Origin of the sequence: Pseudohalioglobus sediminis (assembly GCF_008370495.1) — a bacterium.
In the GTDB taxonomy this organism is placed as follows: Bacteria; Pseudomonadota; Gammaproteobacteria; order Pseudomonadales; family Halieaceae; genus Halioglobus.
The window spans coordinates 907462-926694 of record NZ_VTUX01000001.1 but is presented as its reverse complement, the minus strand read 5'-3'; the positions used below and the strand labels follow the sequence as shown (position 1 = coordinate 926694).

The window sequence follows — 19233 nt, the reverse complement described above, 5'->3', positions numbered from 1 at the left end:
TCAGCGACGTAGTCATCCAGGGTGTCAGGCAGCAAACTGCCCTGTTCTCGAGACTCTCCATCCAGATGGCGCATAAAAAAATACCCGTATCTTGCGATACGGGTATTTTGTCAGACCCCGGAGGTGTTTTCACACAGTCTCGAGTGGTGGCCCTTTTCTTTGTTGGTGGAGGCGGCCGGTCTCGAACCGGCGTCCGCCAGACCTCTGCCTTCGGCTCTACATGCTTAGATTCCGTTAATTAATTTAGCAGCTTACAGCCCAACGGGCAGGACGTAAGTCGCGATCCTGATAAGTTTTAGCAGATCCACCCCAGGCAGGCTTCACAGCGATCCAGTTCTGTATGACAGTCAGTAGCGCGGTACTGGCACCTTGCTAAAGACCGCTAGGGCCGAAGCCACTAGATGGTGTTAAACGGACTGCTTACGCAGCCAGTTGTGCACCGTAGTTGTCGTCGTTGGCAACTATAAGTTTACAGCTTTTGATTAACGTGATTGGCTGTCATCACGGCATGCACCTCAGGGTTTGTATCCGTCGTCGAATCCAAATCGCCCCCGTTGTGAACTTTCCATTATACGCCTTAATGGGGATGCAGGGGTAACTTTTCAAGGGCCCCGTTGGGCCGGCTGCAGTGCCGCTGGACGCGGTTGTTGGCACTAGTTGGTGCATGCCTCGCTGGCGCTGCCCGGGTGCGGCAAGGTATTCTGCCCGATTAGAAGAAGGGGTGCGTATGGAAGGTTTACTGCCGTTGGTGTTCACCATGCTGGCTACCGGTCTGGTAGCCGGGGTAATAGCCGGTTTGCTGGGTGTAGGCGGGGGCATTGTTATCGTACCGGTGCTGGACACGGCGCTGGCGGTGCGCGGCGTGGACCCGGCGATCCGCATGCATATCGCGGTGGGTACATCGCTGGCGACCATCATTTTTACCTCGATTTCCTCTGCCCGGGCGCACCACGCGCGCGGCGCGGTTGATATGGACCTGGCAAGGCTCTGGGGCCCGTTTATCTTCGTTGGCTCGATGATGGGCTCGGTGGTGGCTGCCGCGGTCGACAGCGCGGTGCTGGCCGCAATTTTTGGTGTAGTCGCCCTGTTGATCGCCATACAGATGCTGTTGCCGCTGGAAGACTACCGGCCCTGGAAATCCGTACCCCGCGGCCCCGGTGGCATTATCGCGCCGTCCCTGATTGGCGGGCTCTCATCGATGATGGGTATTGGCGGCGGCACGTTCAGCGTGGCCATACTCACCATGATGAGCCAGCCGATTCACCGGGCCGTCGGTACGGCGGCGTTTTTTGGCCTGTTGATCGCGATTCCGGGCACGCTGGGTTTTATCGTCAATGGCTGGGGTGACCCGCGCCTGCCGGTAGGTAACCTCGGTTACGTCAACCTGATCGGCGTGGCGCTGATTGCGCCGATGACAGTGATGATGGCCCCGCTGGGCGCGCGACTGGCCCACAAGCTGTCCAAGCGCCACCTGAGCCTGGCCTTCGGTGTGTTCCTGGGTATCGTGTCAGTGCGCATGATCCTGCGTGCCACCGGGGTACTGGGATAACGCATTTATAGGCAGGCGCGAGCGCGCCGCCCGTCGCCTACTGCTTGACGTTGTCGCGGATGATGCGCTGTTTCTGGCGGTTCCAGTCTTTCTCTTTCGTGGCATCGCGTTTGTCGTGGGCTTTCTTGCCCTGCGCCAGCGCGATGCGCGCTTTGACCAGGTGGCCTTTCCAGTAGAGCTGGGTGCAGACGCAGGTCTGGCCCTTCTGGGTGAGGGCGGCGAGCAGCCTGGCCAGCTCCTTCTTGTGCAGCAGCAATTTGCGGGTGCGGGTAGGGTCGGTCACGAAGTGGGTGGAGGCCGTGTCCAGCGGGGTGATGTGGGCACCCAGCAGGAAGGCCTCGCCATCTTTCATCAGCACGTAGGAGTCGCCGAGGTCGACCTTGCCCATGCGCAGGCTCTTTACCTCCCAGCCCGTGAGTGCCACGCCGGCCTCGAAAGTTTCCAGCAGGTGATAATCGAAGCTCGCCCGCTTGTTCCGGGCGATGACGTTATCGGGTTTGTGTGACTTCTTTTTTGCCATGGCGCGCATTATACGGGCAGCCGCCAGCACATAAACGGTAATCTTTCCCTTTTCTGCGCTAATGCGCTCGGGCAATCTAAACCCATGATAATTTTAGAGATTTCCGCTTGATCCTGACCTCGGGCCAGAGCAGCGCCCGCTGGCGCAGTCGCACCACGTTCGTGCTCGCGCTGTCGGCGGCGGCTGTCGGCCTGGGGAGTCTGTGGCGTTTTGCCTGGTTGATGGGTGAGCACGGTGGCGGGGCGTTCATGCTCGCGTACGTGGTCAGCCTGTTCCTGCTGGCGGTGCCACTGCTGTGTGCCGAGGTCGTGCTGGGCTGTTACGGTCGTGCAGGGCCCATACGCAGTATCCGCCACGCCTGTGACCGCTCCCTGCGCTCGAGGCACTGGCAGTGGTTTGGGGCGTTGGCGGTGTTGACCGGCATGCTGATCCTGGCTTACCAGGCGGTGGTGGCGGGCTGGACGCTCGCCTACGTCGAGGTCATGCTCAGCGAGCAGCTGTCTGCGGCCAGCGCCCCGTTCGTGGCCGATCACTTCGCCGGGTTGCTGGCCGACGGCGAGGCCCAGCTCAAGTGGCAGAGCCTGTTCCTGGCGGCAGTGGTTGCGGTGCTGGCGCTGGGCATCACCAACGGCCTGGGCGTGCTGGTGTGGTTGCTGGTACCACTGCTGATCGCGCTACTGGGCCTGCTGGTGCGCTTTGCCCTGGATACCGGCGACCTCGAGGCTGCGGGCGATTTCCTGTTCTCGGTGAAGCTGGTGGATTTTGACGCCGAGGCGATGCTGGCGGCGTTCAGCCACGCCGCGCTCACACTCGGTATAGGCATGGGGGTTGGCACCGTCTACGGGGCCTACTCGCCGGAGCGCATACCCATCGGCCGCTCGGTGATGGCGGTGGCCGTGTTCGATACTGTCGTGGCGTTGCTTGCGGGCATTGCCATATTCCCCGTGGTGTTCGCCAATAACACGGAGCCTGCCAGCGGGCCGACGCTGTTGTTTATCAGTGCCCCCTATGCTTTTGCCAACGTTTCCCAGGGCGACCTGTTTGGCAGCCTGTTTTTTGCCCTGGTCGGGGTCGCGGCCCTGGGCTCGGCGGTCGCCATGCTGGAACCGGCGGTCGCCACCCTGCAGCAGCACCTGCGCCTGCGCCGACCGCTGGCGGCACTGGTCGCGGGGGCGGCGGTGTGGTTGCTGGCCTGGCGCGTGTCCGAATCCGTGGCCGCATCGCAGCTGGACGGCACGCCGGGGCTGCTGCAGCTGCTGGACCTGCTGGCGGCGCAGCTGCTGCTGCCGCTGCTGTGCCTGCTGCTGGCGCTGCTGGTGGGTTGGCTGTTGCGGCCGCAGGTGCTGCGCCCGCAATTCGCCCGCGAATCGGACCTCTCGTTCTCGCACTGGAGGGGCCTGATGCGCTATATTGCCCCCCCCGCGTTATTGCTGTTGATCTGGGCGGGGCAGAACTTTTAGACAAGACATCCCATGACGAGTATCAATCGCAGTGCGCTGCTGCCCTTTCCGGCACAGCAAATGTTCGACCTGGTTAATGATATCGAGGCCTATCCGCATTACATGGAGGGTTGCTCCCGCGCGGAAATCCTGCGCCGTGAAGAAGGGCTGGTGGAGGCGCGCCTGCACCTGTCCAGGGGTGGGGTGTCGAAAAGCTTCGCCACTCGCAACCGCATGGTGGACGCGCAGCACATTCTGCTGGAACTGGTAGAAGGCCCTTTCGAACGCTTCGAGGGGCGCTGGGATTTCAAACCCCTGGGTGAAGCCGCCTGCAAGGTCAGCCTGAGCCTGAATTTTCGCGTGAACAACGCCTTGCTGGGTGCGGCGGCTGCTAAACTTTTCGATGGCGTAACCAACAACCTGGTGGCGGCAGTGGAAAAGCGGGCCCGACAACTTTACGGATAAAGCTATGGCAGAGCAGAGCATCATCAACGTGGAAGTGGCTTATGCACGGCCGGACAAGCAGGCCATCCTGGATGTGCGCGTGGCGGAGGGCACCACCGCCATTGAGGCGGTGCGCCAGTCCGGCATTAGCGATGTGTTCGAGGAAATCGACCTGGAAAATTCCAAGCTGGGTATATTCGCCAAGCCGGTTTCCCCCCAGCAGGTGCTGCGCGAGGGGGACAGGGTGGAAATCTACAGGCCGCTGATCGCGGATCCCAAGGAAGTACGTAAAGCGCGGGCTGCGCGAGCGCGGGAGCGTCGCGCCAGCGAGGAAGGTTAGCCTTCTGCGGGTTGCTCCGGGGCCGCGGCGGTGTCACCGCCAAACGCCGGTGTCGGGAAGTCGCCCTGCACATCCACCAGGGTGTCACCCTCGAAGACCACGGTCAGGGTCGACTCGGAAAGCACCTCCAGGCCGTTGCGGTTGTTGTAGACATAGTCCCAACGGTCGCGGTTGAAGGTGTCCTCTATCAATGGGGTGCCGAGTATGAAACGCACCTGGCGTTTGCTCATGCCCGGTTGCAGCTGTTCCACCATGTCCTGGGTCACGATGTTGCCCTGCTCCACGTCGATACGGTAGACACCGGGGAAACCCACGGCGCCGCAGGCGGTGAGACAGGTAATCGCCAGGGCGACCAAAAGCATACGCATGGGGGAAAACTTCCACTTCACTTGATGGGGTGGCATCATACCGCTACTGCATGCCACAGAGAACCCCCAGCCAATGGCCGAAGAAAACCAGGAACTGCGCCGCGCCGGTCTGAAAGTGACCCTGCCGCGCGTGAAAATCCTGCAAATCCTGGAATCTGCCGGCGATTCGCAGCGCCACCTCAGTGCTGAGGAAGTGTACGATGCGCTGCGTGATGCCGGGGAAAATGTCGGTCTCGCCACGGTTTACCGGGTGTTGACCCAGTTCGCTGCCGCGGGCCTGGTCACGCGCCACAACTTTGAGGCTGGCCGCGACGGTTCAGGCACGTCCCACTCGGTGTTCGAACTGGCGCGTGGCGAGCACCATGACCACATGGTCTGCATGGAGTCGGGAGAGGTTATCGAGTTTCACGATTCGGTGATCGAGGAGCGGCAACGCCAGATCGCCAAGGAGCGCGGCTTTGAGCTGGTTGATCACTCCCTGGTGCTGTACGTGCGCAAGAAATCCTGAGCCACGGCGCAACCTCAATCGCTGGTGAGCATTTCCCTGGCATGCGCCCGGGTCTGTTCGGTGATCTTGACGCCGCCCAGCATACGCGCAATTTCTTCCACCTTACCCGCATCATCCAGCGCCGTGAGCTGTGTCTCCACCGCGGATTTGCCGGCGCTCTTGCTGACCTGCAGGTGCTGGTGACCCTGTGCTGCCACCTGGGGCAGGTGGGTAACGCAAAGCACCTGGGCGCGCGCTGACAGATCCCGCAGCAGCTTGCCCACCACCTCGGCGACGGCACCACCGATGCCCACATCCACCTCATCGAAGACCATGCTCGGCACCGTGCCGGCGCTGGCGGTGACCACCTGGATCGCCAGGCTGATGCGCGACAGTTCGCCGCCGGAGGCGATTTTGCCAAGCGCCTGGGGCTGGGAACCCGGGTTGGTGCTGACCAGAAACGCGACCTCCTCGCTGCCGTGGGGGTGTGGATGCTTGTCTTCCCGCGGGGTGAATGCCACCTCCAGCTGGCATTGCGCCATGGCCAGGGTGCCGAGGATGTCATGCGCCGCGGCAGCCAGTTTCTTGCCCGCCCTGCGGCGCGCCTTGCCCAGCCGAGTGGCGGCGTCCTGGTACTGCGACTGCAGCGACAGCATTTCCGCCTGCAAGGCTTCCACACGCTCGCTGCTGCCGGCCAGGCTTTGCAGTTCTTCCTGCAGGCGCTGGTGTGTGGCGATCACCTGTTCGGGCATGACGCGGTGTTTGCGGGCCACCTCGTATATCGACTCCAGCCGCCGCTGTACCTCTGCCAGGCGCTCCGGATTGATCTCCACGCCGTCGATGTGGCGCTGGATTTCGCTGCGCGCCTCGTTCAGCTGTATTACGGCGCTGTCGAGCAGCTCGCGGGCGCCCTCGATGGCGGGGCCGTTGTGGGTCTCCGCCGTGAGCAGGTTGAGGGCCTGCCGCGCGCCGTCCTCGTGCTGCTCGCAGAGTTCCAGTGCGGCATGGGCCGAGCCCAGGATCTGCTCCGCGTTCTCCAGCTGGCGCTGCTCCTGCTCCAGTGCCTCCAGTTCGCCCTCCTGCAGGTCGAGCGCATCCAGTTCCTCGACCTGGTACGCCAACAGTTGGGACCTGGCGGTGTGTTCGTCCCGGTTACCCGAGAGCAGCTCCATTTCGCGGCGCGTGCGCAGCCAGGCTGAGGCCAGCTGCTCCACCGAGGCAGCGAGTTCCTGCTGGCCGGCAAAGGCGTCCAGTAGCTGCCGTTGCACCGCGCGTCGCAGCAGTGACTGGTGTGCATGCTGGCTGTGGATGTCGATCAGCAGGGCACCGAGCTCGGCGCATTCCTGCAGGGTGGAGGCGCGCCCGTTGATGTAGGCGCGACTGCGCCCCTCGGTAGTGATCACCCGCCGCAGTATGCATTCACCGTCCCCCTCCATGTCGCGACTCTGCAGCCAGCTGGCGGCCGCGGGGATGCCGGCCAGGTCAAAGGTGGCAATGATTTCCGCTTTCTCGGCGCCTGTGCGCACGGTTTTCGGGTCTGCGCGATCACCCAGGCAAAGGCCGAGGGCATCCAGCATGATCGACTTGCCGGCGCCGGTTTCACCGGTGATGACCGTCATCCCGGGCGCGAACTCCATCTCCAGGCCGGATACGATGGTGTAGTTGCTGATATTGATGTGGCTGAGCATGATGGCCCCTGGTGGTTTTCCCATTTATACCGCAGAAGCGGGTGCCCATAAACATCCGTTGTGATTCTGTGTGGCCTTGCCATTTTTCGGCGCTGTGATACAAACAGGGGACCGAACCAGGCAGCTCAAGATGACAAGCGACACGATTTCAGAACGTGCGACCATACTGTTAAAGACGTTGGTAGAGACGCATATCCGCGACGGGCAGCCCGTTGGTTCCCGTACCCTGATGGAGGAAGCGGGTTTGCCGGTCAGTGCAGCGACCATACGCAACGTGATGTCAGACCTCGAGGAGCGCGGCTACCTGAAGTCGCCGCACACCTCTTCCGGGCGAATCCCGACGGCCCTGGGCTACCGCCTGTTCGTCGACAGCCTGCTGCAGGTGCAGCCGCTCGAGCGTGAGGCGATTGCCGTGCTGCGCAACGAGCTCAACCCCGACAAGACCGCTTCCGAACTGGTGCAGAGCGCATCGTCGCTGCTGTCCAATATCACCGCCCAGGCGGGCCTCGTTACCGTGCCCCGGCAGGAAGCGGGCCAACTGCGCCAGGTGGAGTTCCTGCCCCTGTCCGGCGACCGCGTGCTGGTGATACTGGTGATCAATGAACGGGAAGTGCAGAACCGCATCATCCACACCCAGCGTCCCTTTACCGAAGAGCAGTTGCGCGCCGCCGCCAGTATGGTCAACCAGCGCTTTGCCGGCCACCCGCTGCAGGATGTGCAGGCGCAGATCCTGCGTGAGATGCAGGAGGCGCGCAGCCAGATCGACAGCTATATGCAGGCGGCGCTGGACCTGGCCAACAAGGCGCTGGATCAGGAGGAGGCCGAGGACGAGTATGTGGTGGCGGGAGAATCGCGCCTGCTGGAGCATGCCTCACCGGAAGACATGTTGAAGCTGCGCGAGCTGTTTGATGCGTTTGAGCAGAAAAAAGACCTGCTGCACCTGCTGGAGCGCTGCTCGCATGGTCGCGGCGTGCAGGTGTTCATTGGCGAAGAGGCCGGCTACGAGGTATTTGGCGATTATTCCGTGATTACCGCACCCTACAGCGATGGCGCCCGCACGCTTGGTGTCCTGGGTGTGATCGGCCCCACGCGCATGGCCTACGAGCGGGTCATCCCCATCGTCGATGTCACTGCGCGCATGCTCAGTTCGGCGCTGTCCAGCTAACGCCAGGCCGCACTCGCGGCGCAGAATCCGGGCGCCAGAAAATCTCGCCGAACGCCCTTGAATCCCCTCGATCTGCCCCCATATCCGGCGCATAGACCAAATTGATGCCATATGGAGTGCAAGCGTGGCCGAGCAAGATTCCAAACAGACTGAATCACCCGCCGAAGAACAGCCGGTAAATTCCCCCGAAACTGAGTCTGCCCCCGAGGCTGAAAACGCCGATGTTGGGCAGCCAGAGGCTGCTGAGGGCTCTCTCGAGGAGGAGGTGGCGCAGCTGCACGAAGACCTCGCCGCCGCACGCGATGCGGCCCTGCGCGCCCAGGCTGACGCCCAGAACGTCAAGCGTCGTGCGGAGCAGGATGTGGAGAAGGCGCGCAAATTCGCCCTCGAGCGCTTTGCGGGGGAACTGCTCCCGGTGGTGGATAACCTGGAGCGAGCCCTGGAGGCCGCAGCCGGGGACGAGGAGATCCTGAAGCCGATCTCGGAAGGTGTGCAGCTGACCCTGAAGAGTTTCCTCGATGTCCTGGGTAAGCACCACATTGAGATGGTCGACCCGCAGGGCGAGCCCTTTGACCCCAATCTCCACCAGGCCATGAGCATGGTCGAGAACAACGAAGTCGAGCCCAATACCGTCATCGCCGTTATGCAGAAAGGCTATACGCTCAATGGCCGGCTTATTCGCCCGGCCATGGTGATGGTGAGCAAGGGCAGCTAATACGCGTCTGCCTGCCTCCGCTGGCCGCCGCCAGATGCCAGCGACAAAGCCGGGCAGACAGGATCGAAAAGGGGTTGATTCCGGCCAGAACGGCCCCACATAGACAACATCGCAATTGACACGGTGCCGAGGGCACCAAAAAACTGGAGACAAACAATGGGCAAGATTATCGGAATCGACCTGGGTACCACCAACTCGTGTGTATCCGTCCTGGACGGCGACAAGCCGCGGGTTATTGAAAACTCGGAAGGCGATCGCACCACGCCTTCCATCGTGGGTTACACCGACGACGGTGAGATCCTGGTAGGCCAGAGCGCCAAGCGCCAGGCCGTGACCAACCCCCACAACACCGTGTTTGCGGTGAAGCGCCTGATCGGTCGCAAGTTCAAGGACGATGTGGTGCAGAAAGACATCAGCATGGTCCCCTACAAAATCGTCGAAGCTGACAACGGCGACGCCTGGGTAGAAGCCAAAGGTGAAAAAATGGCACCCCCGCAGGTGTCAGCCGAAGTTCTGCGCAAGATGAAAAAGACCGCCGAGGAGTTTCTTGGCGAGCCGGTGACCGAAGCGGTTATCACCGTACCTGCATACTTCAATGACTCACAGCGCCAGGCCACCAAGGACGCGGGCAAGATCGCCGGCCTGGATGTGAAGCGCATCATCAACGAGCCCACCGCGGCGGCGCTGGCCTATGGCATGGACAAGGCCAAGGGCGACCACACCGTGGCGGTATACGACCTCGGCGGCGGTACCTTCGACATCTCCATCATCGAGATTGCCGAAGTGGACGGTGAGCACCAGTTTGAAGTGCTGTCTACCAACGGTGACACCTTCCTCGGTGGTGAGGACTTCGACCTGCGCCTGATCGAGTACCTGGCGGAAGAGTTCAAGAAAGAAAGCGGCATCGACCTGCACAACGACCCGCTGGCCCTGCAGCGCCTGAAAGAAGCTGCGGAGAAGGCCAAGATCGAGCTGTCCAGCTCGCAGCAGACCGAGGTCAACCTGCCGTACATCACCGCTGACGCCTCCGGGCCCAAGCACCTGGTGGTGAAACTGAGCCGCTCCAAGCTGGAGTCACTGGTAGAGGAACTGGTCAAGCGTTCCATGGAGCCGGTAAAAGTGGCCCTGCAGGACGCGGGTCTGTCTCCCTCCGAGATCGACGATGTCATCCTGGTTGGCGGCCAGACCCGTATGCCGCTGGTACAGAAGTACGTCGCGGACTACTTTGGCAAGGAGCCGCGCAAGGACGTCAACCCCGATGAAGCCGTGGCCATGGGTGCATCCATCCAGGGTGCGGTACTGTCCGGCGACGTCAAAGACGTGCTGCTGCTGGACGTGACCCCGCTTACCCTGGGTATCGAAACCATGGGCGGTGTGGCCACTCCGCTGATCGAGAAGAACACCACGATTCCGACCAAGAAATCGCAGATATTCTCTACCGCAGACGACAACCAGACAGCCGTAACCATTCACGTGGTGCAGGGCGAGCGCAAGCAGGCGGCACAGAACAAGTCGCTGGGCCGCTTCGACCTGGCGGACATTCCGCCGGCGCCGCGCGGTATGCCGCAGATCGAGGTCACCTTCGACCTGGACGCAAACGGCATCCTGCACGTGTCTGCCAAGGACAAGGCTACAGGTAAGGAGCAGTCCATCCGCATCACCGCCTCAGGCGGCCTGAGCGATGAAGACATCGAGAAGATGGTGGCCGATGCCGAGGCCAATGCCGAGGCCGATGCCAAGTTCGAGGAACTGATCACCGCGCGCAATACCTGCGACGGCCTGATCCACGCCGCGAAGAAGACGCTGGAAGAGGCGGGTGAGCACGCTACCGAAGATGAGAAGAAAGCCATCGAGGAAGCGATCACCGGTGCCGAGGAAGCGATGAAAGCGGACGACAAGGACGCGATAGACGCGGCCGCCACCAAGCTCACCGAGGCGACCGGCCCCGTGGCGCAGAAGATGTACGCGGCACAGGCGGAGCAGGCGCAGGCTGGAGCCGCCGGCGCAGAGGGCGGCGACGCCCAGGCTGAAGCGGCAGATGACGTGGTCGACGCCGAGTTCGAAGAGGTCAAGGACGACGACAAGAAGTGATATTGGCGGGCGCAAGCCCGCCAACTCGACAGCAACGCCGTCATTCCCGCGAAGGCGGGAATCCAGTAAGGCATGAGGCAAGACCCCCGTGTTTACCTGGATTCCCGCCTTCGCGGGAATGACCGTTTAACGTAACCGTCACAACGATGACGGTTTAACGCAACCAGAAAAACGCCGAACTGTTTATGTCTAAACGCGATTATTACGAGGTTCTCGGTGTCAGCAAGAGTGCTGACGACAAGGAGATCAAGAAGGCGTACCGCCGGGTGGCGATGAAGTACCACCCGGACCGCAACCCCGATGACCCGGACGCCGACAACAAATTCAAGGAAGCCACCGAGGCCTACGACGTACTCATGGACGCGGAGAAGCGCCATGCCTACGACCAGTTCGGTCACGCGGGTGTGGATCCGAGCATGGGCGGCGGCGCCGGCGGTTTTGGCGGTGGCAGCTTCAGCGATATCTTTGGCGATGTGTTCGGCGATATCTTCGGCGGTGGGGGCGGTCGCGGTCGCGGCGGCCCGCAACGCGGCTCGGATCTCCGCTATACCCTGGATATTTCGCTGGAGGATGCCGTCAGGGGCACCACGGTAGAGATCAGGGTTCCCAGCCTGGCCACCTGCGAAACCTGTGATGGCTCCGGCGCCAAGAAGGGCTCCAGCCCGGTGACCTGTACCACCTGTGGCGGAGCTGGCCAGGTGCGCATGCAGCAGGGCCTGTTCCAGGTCCAGCAAACGTGTCCCGCCTGTCGTGGCCAGGGCCAGACGATTTCCGATCCCTGCAATACCTGTCACGGCCAGGGGCGCGTGGAAAAGACCCGCACACTCTCCGTCAAGGTGCCGCCTGGAGTCGATACCGGCGATCGCATCCGCCTGTCAGGCGAGGGTGAGGCCGGCACCCACGGCGGCCCGGCGGGCGATCTTTTCGTGCAGATGTCAGTCAAGCAACACCCGATTTTCGAGCGCGACGGTAAGCACCTGTACTGCGAAGTGCCCATTACCTTCGTGGACGCGGCGCTGGGCGGTGAGCTGGAAGTGCCGACACTGGACGGTCGCGTGAAACTGAAGATCCCGCCGGAGACGCAAACCGGTAAACTGTTCCGCCTGCGCGGCAAGGGCGTCAAGCCGGTGCGTGGCGGCAGCGTTGGCGACCTGCTGTGTCGCGCCGTGGTGGAGACACCGGTCAACCTGAACAAGCGGCAGAAAGAACTGCTGGAAGAGTTTGCGGAAACCCTCGGCGAGGATGGCAAGCGCCAGTCCCCGCGCCAGCACAGCTGGTTCGAGGGTGTGAAGAACTTCTTTGACGATATGACATCATGACGACACGCATTGGCATTACCGGCGCAGCCGGACGCATGGGGCGGACCCTGATCGAGGCGGTCTCTCTCGCCGGCGATGAACTGGTGCTGGCGGCGGCCATCGAGCGGCCCGAGAGCAGCCTGCTGGGCGCTGACGCCGGCGAACTGGCGGGGCTGGGCAAAAACGGTATTCGCATCGCCGGTTCGCTGGCCGAGGTGGTCGGCGAAATCGATGTGCTGATTGATTTCACTATCCCGGCGGCCACCACGGCGAACGTGCAGACCTGCGCCGAGCACGGTGTGGCAGTGGTCATCGGTACCACCGGTTTTACCCCCGAACAACAGGCGGTGATCGACGGCGCGGCGGCTGCGATATCCATCTGCCAGGCCTCCAATTTCAGCACCGGCGTCAATCTGTGCTTCAAACTGCTGGATATGGCGGCACGGGTCCTCGGTGATGAGGTGGACATCGAGGTGTATGAGGCCCACCACCGACACAAGATCGACGCCCCGTCCGGCACTGCCCTGAGTATGGGCAAGGTCGTTGCCGATGCGCTTGGGCGAGATCTCGGGGAAGTGGCTGTCTACGGCCGCGAGGGCCAGACCGGCGCCCGCGACCGTGAAACCATCGGTTTTGCCACAGTGCGCGCCGGGGACATCGTCGGCGATCACACCGTGACTTTCGCCGCCGAGGGCGAGCGTGTGGAGATCACACACAAGGCCTCCAGTCGCATGTCGTTTGCCCGGGGCGCGGTCAGGGCGGCGGCGTGGTTACCGGGCCAGGGCGCGGGCCGCTATGATATGCAGGATGTACTGGGCCTTAACTAGCCCATAGCTGAAACGGGAGCGAACAGTGAGCCAACACATCGTCAACATTGATGAAACCAACGCTGCCGCGTTGCTGATAGATGAGTCTCACAAGCGGCCGGTAGTGGTGGATTTCTGGGCGGACTGGTGTGAGCCCTGCAAGGTGCTGATGCCCATGCTGGAACGCATTGCCGATGAGTATAACGGCGCTTTCCTGCTGGCCAAGGTCAATGCCGATGAGCAGGGTATGATCGCCCAACAGTTTGGCGTGCGCAGCCTGCCCACGGTCATGGTGATACAGAATGGCCAGCCGGTAGACGGCTTTGCCGGTGCGCAACCGGAGAACGCAGTGCGTGAACTGCTGGGCAAGTACTTGCCCAAGCCCTGGGATGGCCTGCTGCAACTGGCCAACGAGGCCATCGAGGCGGGTGACTATGGCCGCGCGCTGACCCCGCTGCGCCAGGCCTGGGAAGAATCCGGCCAGCTCTACGAGATTACCGTGGCCTATGCCCACGCCTTGATCGAGTGCCTGCGGCTTGACGAGGCCGAGACACTGCTCGAGGGTGTGCGCCTGGCTGACCGCGACGCCGCCTATGAACAGCTGCAGGCGCAGCTGGAGATCAAGCGCGAGGCGTCACGTTCACCCGAGGTCGAGGCGCTGGAACAGGAACTGGCCGCCGATCCCGACAACCTGGACGTGCGCCAGCAGCTGGCAGTGCAATTGACCAATGCCGGCCAGTTCAAACAGGCGATGGAGCACCTGGTGGCCATCCTGCAGCGGGATCTCGAGCATGGTGACGGGGCGACCCGCAAAGCCCTGCTCGATACCATCGCCAGCCTCGGCAAGGGCGACCCCCTGGCCGCCGAGTACCAGCGCAAGCTTTACAGCCTGCTCTACTGATAGCCGGGAGATATTCGCTTGACGCGCAGCGAGCAGACACTCTCCCTGTGCATGATCGTCAAAAACGAGTCATTTTTCCTGCGCGACTGCCTGCGCCAGGCTGCCGACCATGTGGACGAGATCGTGGTGGTGGACACAGGCTCCAGTGATGACACCCGGGCCATAGCGAGCGAGTTCACCGGACAGGTGTTTGACTACGCCTGGCATGACGACTTCGCCGCCGCACGCAATCATGCGCTGAGCCAGGCTTCCGGCGACTGGATTATTGTCCTGGATGCGGACGAGGTGATCGCCCCGGATGACTGGCTAACCCTGCGTGAACTGATACGCGACCCCGATTACGACGCCTACTTCCTGGTGCAGTATAACTACAGTGTTGAGCCTCTGGACCGCAACTGGGTGCCCATTTCCGAGCCGACGCCCTACACCCGCCACTACCGTGGCTACCGTCCCAATCCGATCGCTCGCCTGTTTCGCAACTGCGAGGACATACGCTATCAGGGCCGCGTGCATGAAGTCGTGGACCGGACACTGCCGGCGGGCCGTTTCCGCAGCGTGGACATACCCATACATCACCACATGGACGAGGACCCGGCCAAGCGCAAGGTCGACCGCCAGCTCAACTACCTGCGCATTATCGAGCAACAGCTGGAAGGCGAGGACGACGGCCGCCTGTGGACTGCCGCCGGGACCATCTGCCTGTACTATGCCGATGACCTGCCCAAGGGTATTCGCTACCTGCAGCGCGCCGTGGAACTGGGTTACCGGGCGGATGAAAACCGCGAGTATATCGCCGAGGCACAGTATCGGCTGGGCGAGCTGGGACAGGCCTACAATGGCTATCTCGCCCTGTATCGCGCGGGTTACCGGAGCCTGAACCTGTGTAACAACCTGGCCAATCTGGCGGTCAAGCGCGACGAGTTCGGTTTTGCCGCCGACCTGCTGGAAGCGGCGCTGCAACAGGGCGTTGCCGATTACCAGGTGCGCCTGCGCCTCGAGCACAATATCCGCTATCTCCGGGAGCGCCAGAACGGGGCTGGGTGAAGTGCGCTGAGGTCAATTTTGGTGATCGCTGTCAACATTGTGCCCATGCGCTACCGGGGCTAGGGTAACTGACCCGATTTTGCGGCCTGGCCGTACTTGGTACTACCTCATCAGCTAAGGAGATTGTGCAGTGGATACCGCTTTTGCCCCGGAAGATATCGCGTTTCGAGAGGAGGTCTGCGCCTTCTTCGATTCAGCCTACGACGACGACATCGACGCGCGTCTGAACAACCCCGACCCCGCCGTGTTCCAGCCCGCAATTATCGAGTGGCAGAAGCGCCTCTTCGAGCGCGGCTGGATCGCCCCGGGTTGGCCCAAGGAATACGGCGGTACCGGCTGGGACGACACCAAGGCGTTCATTTTCGAGACCGAACGCGCCAGCCGCGGTATTCGCGATGTCATCCCGTTTGGCCTGAAGATGGTCGGCCCGGTCATCTACACCTTCGGTACCGATGAGCAGAAAGAACGTTTCCTGCCGCCAATCCTCAACAGTGACGAATGGTGGTGCCAGGGATATTCCGAGCCCGGAGCGGGCTCTGACCTGGCCGCGCTGAAGACGCGGGCGGTGCGCGACGGTGACGAGTACGTGGTGACCGGCGCCAAGATCTGGACCAGTTATGCACAGTTCGCTGACTGGATTTTCTGCCTCGTGCGCACCAGCACCGAGGGCAAGAAGCAGGCGGGTATCAGCTTCCTGCTGATCGATATGAAAAGTCCCGGTATCAAGATCAACCCTATCGTTTCCATCGATGCGCATCACAGTCTCAACGAGGTTGAGTTCAATGAGGTGCGGGTGCCGGTGGCGAACCGTATTGGCGAGGAAAACCAGGGCTGGACCTACGCCAAGGCCCTGCTTGCGCACGAGCGTACGGCCATCGCCGGCGTTGCCGATTCCAAGCGTACCCTGGAAATGATCAAGCACTATGCCAGCCAGGAAGTGAATGGCGGCAAGCGGCTGATCGATGATGCCTTGTTCCAGCAGCGCTTGTCTGACATCGAGATCGACCTGATGGCACTGGAGTTCACCGATCTGCGTGTGCTGGCTTCCGTGGCCGCCGGTGGGGCTCCCGGCGCGGAGTCTTCCCTGCTCAAGATCAAGGGCACGGAGATGCAGCAGGCGGTACAGGAATTGCTGATGGAAGTGGCGGGTTACTACCAGGGCGTATTGCCGGGTGGGCCCGAGGCGGACGTGTTGGGCCATGAATTCGGCACACGCGCATTCAAGAGCTACATGTATGGCCGCGCCGCAACAATCTACGGCGGGTCAAACGAAGTACAGAAGAACATTATCGCCAAGGCCGTACTGGGCCTGTGATTCGTGGAGGTATGCAATGAATTTTGAGTTTACAGAAGAGCAGGTCATGTTGCGGGACAGCGTTGCCCGCTACGTACAGGATGATTACGACTGGGATACGCGGGTGGCCATCGCCAACTCGGAAACCGGTATCGATCGCGCCAAGTGGCAGACCTTTGCCGAACTGGGCTGGCTGTCCATTCCCTTCGCCGAGGAATACGGTGGCTTCGGGGGCGATGCCGTCGATGTGATGGTGGTGATGGAGGAACTGGGCAAGGGTCTGGTGCTGGAGCCCTACCTGGCCACCGTGCTGCTGTATGGCGGTCTGCTGCAGAAGGGCGGCAACCCCGAACAGCAGGCAGCGCAGATTCCCCCGATTATCGATGGCAGCACGCTGGGTGCATTTGCCTATCTCGAGCGCCAGAGCCGCTACGAAATCGCCGATGTGAAGACCACCGCCACGGCAGACGGCGACAACTTTGTGCTCAAGGGCGAAAAGGTCGTGGTGTTCAATGGCGCCAACGCCGACCAGTTGATCGTGTCCGCCCGCACCAGCGGCGCGCAGAGCGATGAACAGGGCATCAGCCTGTTCCTGATACCGGCCGATGCCGCCGGTGTGGAGCGCGTAAGTTACCGCATGATGGACGGCCAGCGCGTGGCCAACGTGGTGCTGAATGACGTCACTGTCCCCGCCAGCAACCTCGTGGGCACACAGGATGCAGGCCATGAACTGATCGCAGCGGTAGTGCAGGAGGCCAACCTGGCGCTGGCGGCCGAGGCAATCGGTATCATGCAGCAGCTGAACGCCAAGACCCTGGAATACACCAAGACCCGGGAGCAGTTTGGCGTGGCCATCGGCAGTTTCCAGGCACTGCAACACCGCATGGTGGATACCTTCATGAGCTTTGAACAGGCCAAGTCGCTGCTTTACCGGGCCGTGTGCGCCCTGACTGACGACCAGGAAGATGAAGTGCAGGCGATCCATGCCCTGCGCGTGATGGTGGACAAGGCCGGCAAACACATCTTTGGTGAGGCCATCCAGTTGCATGGGGGCATGGGTATTACCGATGAGCTGGATATTGGCCACTACGCCAAACGCCTGATGATGATCAATACCACATTTGGTAATCGCGACTACCACCAGGCAAAATTCAACGCACTGCGCTATAACTGATTGACCTCACACGGCGGCACAACCCCTTCACCACGGTGAGGGGTGCCGCCCCCCCAAGGAGAGATATAATGAAACTGGGCTTCCTGCTGGGCTATTCCGGCAAGCAAATACAGATTCCCATGGACCTGATCCGTCACGCCGAATCACTGGGTTACGACTCGGTGTGGACCGCCGAGGCATACGGGAACGATGCGATTACCGCGGCCACATGGGTGCTGGCGCAGACCGAGAAGATCAAGGTGGGCACGGCAATCATGCAGATGCCGGCGCGCACACCGGCGATGGCAGCCATGACCGCGATGTCACTGGACCAGCTGTCTGGCGGCCGCTTTATCGCCGGGCTGGGCGCATCCGGCCCGCAGGTTGTAGAAGGCTGGCACGGCGTGCCATATGGCAAGCCGGTCACGCGGACCCGCGAATATATCAAGATCATGCGCGCGATCATGGAGCGCAAGGGCCCCGTCGAGTTCGACGGCAACATGTACCAGTTGCCCAACAAGGGCGAGGGTACCACTGGCCTGGGCAAGCCGCTCAAGTCCATTCTGGAAGCCAGCCCCGATATTCCCATCTATACCGCTTCCATTACCCCGGCGGGGCTGCGCTGTGCCGGTGAGGTGGCTGACGGCGTATTCCCGGTGTGGATGGACCCGACCAAGTACGAGGTGATTGGCGAGCACCTGGAAACCGGATTCGCCAAGGCGGGCAACGATAAAGGGCTGGATAATTTCAACATTGCGCCCTTTGTGTCGGTGGCCATGAACGACGACTTGGACATGGCTTTTGACTCACTGCGACCCTGGCTGGCGCTGTACATCGGCGGCATGGGCGCCAAGGGCAAGAATTTCTATCACGATTTCGCCACTCGCCTGGGCTACGGCGAGGCAGCGGACAAGATCCAGGACCTGTACCTGGATGGCAAGCAGGCCGAGGCCTGCGCCGAGGTGCCGCGCCAGCTGATCGACGAGGTCGCACTGGTGGGTTCCAAAGACCGCATTCGTGAGCGCCTTGGCGCCTGGAAAGAGGCGGGCGAGAAAGGCCAGGTAGGCACCATGTTGCTGGGCGTGCACGACGCGGAAGTACTGGAACTGATCGCCGGGGAAATGCTCTGATGGAAATCGCCGGCAAGGTGGTTGTCGTCACCGGCGGTGCCAATGGCATCGGGCGTGCACTGTGTGAGCGCTTTCATGCCGAGGGTGCACGCAAGGTGGTCGTGGCTGATCTCGAAGAGGGTAATGCCCGCGTCGTGGCCGAACTTGTCGATGGCGATGCCTATGGCGTCAATGTGCGCGACGAGAGCGCTATCCAGGCTATGGTGGCCGCGGTTGAAGCGGAGCACGGACAGATTGACCTCTTTTGCAGCAATGCCGGCATTATCGCCCTGGACGGGGAGCCCTGGTGGGCAACCTCGGCCCCCAATGACACCTGGCAGGCGATGTGGGAAATTCACGTGATGTCCCATGTCTACGCCGCGAGGGCCTGCCTGCCCGCCATGCTGGCTCGGGGCGAGGGCTACTTTCTCAATACCGCGTCGGCAGCCGGCCTGCTCAACCAGATAGGTGACGCCGCCTACTCCACTACCAAGCATGCCGCCGTTGGCTTCGCCGAGTCACTGGCCATCACCCACGGGGATGACGGCATCGGCGTGTCTGTGCTGTGTCCGCAGGCCGTGGCCACGCGCATGATCGGTGATACCGGCGACGGCGGCACGGCGGGTGTGGATGGTGTACTGACCCCGGCGGATGTGGCCAGCGAGGTCATTGCGGGCCTGGCCGAGGAACAGTTCCTGATCCTGCCGCACCGCGAAGTGCAGCGCTATCGTGAAAATAAAACTGCGGATTATGACCGCTGGCTCGGCGGAATGCGCAAACTTCGTCGTACAATGGGCGTTCCCGCCGCCTGATCAACGACAA

The 19233-nt window shown here is 62.0% G+C and carries 19 protein-coding genes and 1 other RNA gene; 16 read left to right on the top strand and 4 right to left on the bottom strand.

The window, feature by feature from the left end; genetic code table 11:
* Window positions 1–163 precede the first annotated feature (163 nt).
* Window positions 164–553: a transfer-messenger RNA gene (ssrA, locus tag F0M18_RS04005) on the bottom strand.
* A 174-nt stretch (window positions 554–727) separates the two neighbouring features.
* Between ssrA and F0M18_RS04000 the strand changes: the two genes are divergently transcribed.
* Window positions 728–1549, top strand: a complete 822-nt coding sequence (locus F0M18_RS04000; RefSeq protein WP_149610067.1) for a sulfite exporter TauE/SafE family protein — start codon at window positions 728–730, stop codon at window positions 1547–1549.
* 37 nt (window positions 1550–1586) lie between these two features.
* Here F0M18_RS04000 and smpB read toward each other — a convergent pair whose 3' ends face one another.
* Window positions 1587–2069: an SsrA-binding protein SmpB gene (gene smpB, locus F0M18_RS03995; protein WP_149610066.1), complete on the bottom strand. Its 483-nt coding sequence runs from the start codon at window positions 2067–2069 to the stop codon at window positions 1587–1589.
* 107 nt (window positions 2070–2176) lie between these two features.
* Between smpB and F0M18_RS03990 the strand changes: the two genes are divergently transcribed.
* From F0M18_RS03990 to F0M18_RS03980, 3 genes are read left to right on the top strand one after another with little or no spacing between them, the layout of a single operon-like run.
* The gene (locus F0M18_RS03990; RefSeq protein ID WP_149610065.1) at window positions 2177–3529 is read left to right on the top strand and encodes a sodium-dependent transporter; all 1353 of its coding nucleotides are present in this window, start codon (window positions 2177–2179) and stop codon (window positions 3527–3529) included.
* Window positions 3530–3541: 12 nt separating this feature from the next.
* Window positions 3542–3973: a type II toxin-antitoxin system RatA family toxin gene (locus F0M18_RS03985; RefSeq protein ID WP_149610064.1), complete on the top strand. Its 432-nt coding sequence runs from the start codon at window positions 3542–3544 to the stop codon at window positions 3971–3973.
* 4 nt (window positions 3974–3977) lie between these two features.
* Window positions 3978–4292, top strand: a complete 315-nt coding sequence (locus tag F0M18_RS03980) for an RnfH family protein (protein WP_149610063.1) — start codon at window positions 3978–3980, stop codon at window positions 4290–4292.
* Here the strand turns inward: F0M18_RS03980 and F0M18_RS03975 are convergent.
* On the bottom strand, window positions 4289–4660 hold the full coding sequence (locus F0M18_RS03975) for an outer membrane protein assembly factor BamE (protein ID WP_149610062.1): 372 nt from the start codon (window positions 4658–4660) through the stop codon (window positions 4289–4291). The two genes, F0M18_RS03980 and F0M18_RS03975, sit on opposite strands and share 4 nt — an antisense overlap.
* A gap of 73 nt (window positions 4661–4733) precedes the next feature.
* Here F0M18_RS03975 and fur point away from each other — a divergent pair, with 73 nt between their 5' ends.
* Window positions 4734–5168: a ferric iron uptake transcriptional regulator gene (fur, locus tag F0M18_RS03970; protein ID WP_149610061.1), complete on the top strand. Its 435-nt coding sequence runs from the start codon at window positions 4734–4736 to the stop codon at window positions 5166–5168.
* Between the two features lie 14 nt (window positions 5169–5182).
* Here fur and recN read toward each other — a convergent pair whose 3' ends face one another.
* Entirely contained in the window at window positions 5183–6835 is a 1653-nt protein-coding gene (gene recN, locus F0M18_RS03965) for a DNA repair protein RecN (protein ID WP_149610060.1), read from the bottom strand.
* 130 nt (window positions 6836–6965) lie between these two features.
* Between recN and hrcA the strand changes: the two genes are divergently transcribed.
* The 11 genes from hrcA to F0M18_RS03910 all read left to right on the top strand — a co-directional run bounded on the left by hrcA (window position 6966) and on the right by F0M18_RS03910 (window position 19223).
* Window positions 6966–8000 carry a heat-inducible transcriptional repressor HrcA gene (gene hrcA, locus F0M18_RS03960; protein ID WP_149610059.1) on the top strand — a complete coding sequence of 345 codons (1035 nt, stop codon included), beginning with the start codon at window positions 6966–6968 and terminating at the stop codon, window positions 7998–8000.
* 124 nt (window positions 8001–8124) lie between these two features.
* Window positions 8125–8715: a nucleotide exchange factor GrpE gene (grpE, locus tag F0M18_RS03955; RefSeq protein WP_149610058.1), complete on the top strand. Its 591-nt coding sequence runs from the start codon at window positions 8125–8127 to the stop codon at window positions 8713–8715.
* A 156-nt stretch (window positions 8716–8871) separates the two neighbouring features.
* A complete protein-coding gene (gene dnaK / locus F0M18_RS03950; protein WP_149610057.1) occupies window positions 8872–10806 on the top strand; it encodes a molecular chaperone DnaK in 1935 nt (644 codons plus the stop codon).
* A 185-nt stretch (window positions 10807–10991) separates the two neighbouring features.
* A complete protein-coding gene (gene dnaJ / locus F0M18_RS03945) occupies window positions 10992–12125 on the top strand; it encodes a molecular chaperone DnaJ (RefSeq protein WP_149610056.1) in 1134 nt (377 codons plus the stop codon).
* Entirely contained in the window at window positions 12122–12931 is an 810-nt protein-coding gene (gene dapB, locus F0M18_RS03940) for a 4-hydroxy-tetrahydrodipicolinate reductase (protein ID WP_149610055.1), read from the top strand. Before dnaJ ends, dapB begins: the two co-directional genes overlap by 4 nt.
* A 25-nt stretch (window positions 12932–12956) precedes the next feature.
* Entirely contained in the window at window positions 12957–13811 is an 855-nt protein-coding gene (gene trxA / locus F0M18_RS03935) for a thioredoxin (protein WP_149610054.1), read from the top strand.
* 18 nt (window positions 13812–13829) lie between these two features.
* Window positions 13830–14855, top strand: coding sequence for a glycosyltransferase family 2 protein (locus tag F0M18_RS03930; RefSeq protein WP_149610053.1), 1026 nt, complete (start codon window positions 13830–13832; stop codon window positions 14853–14855).
* Between the two features lie 130 nt (window positions 14856–14985).
* Complete coding sequence (locus F0M18_RS03925; protein ID WP_149610052.1) at window positions 14986–16170, top strand: acyl-CoA dehydrogenase family protein; 1185 nt, start codon at window positions 14986–14988, stop codon at window positions 16168–16170.
* Window positions 16171–16186: 16 nt separating this feature from the next.
* Entirely contained in the window at window positions 16187–17323 is a 1137-nt protein-coding gene (locus F0M18_RS03920) for an acyl-CoA dehydrogenase family protein (protein WP_149610051.1), read from the top strand.
* Window positions 17324–17391: 68 nt separating this feature from the next.
* Window positions 17392–18432, top strand: a complete 1041-nt coding sequence (locus F0M18_RS03915) for an LLM class F420-dependent oxidoreductase (protein ID WP_149610050.1) — start codon at window positions 17392–17394, stop codon at window positions 18430–18432.
* On the top strand, window positions 18432–19223 hold the full coding sequence (locus F0M18_RS03910; RefSeq protein WP_149610049.1) for an SDR family oxidoreductase: 792 nt from the start codon (window positions 18432–18434) through the stop codon (window positions 19221–19223). The genes F0M18_RS03915 and F0M18_RS03910 overlap by 1 nt, the downstream gene beginning before the upstream one ends.
* Window positions 19224–19233: the final 10 nt, after the last annotated feature.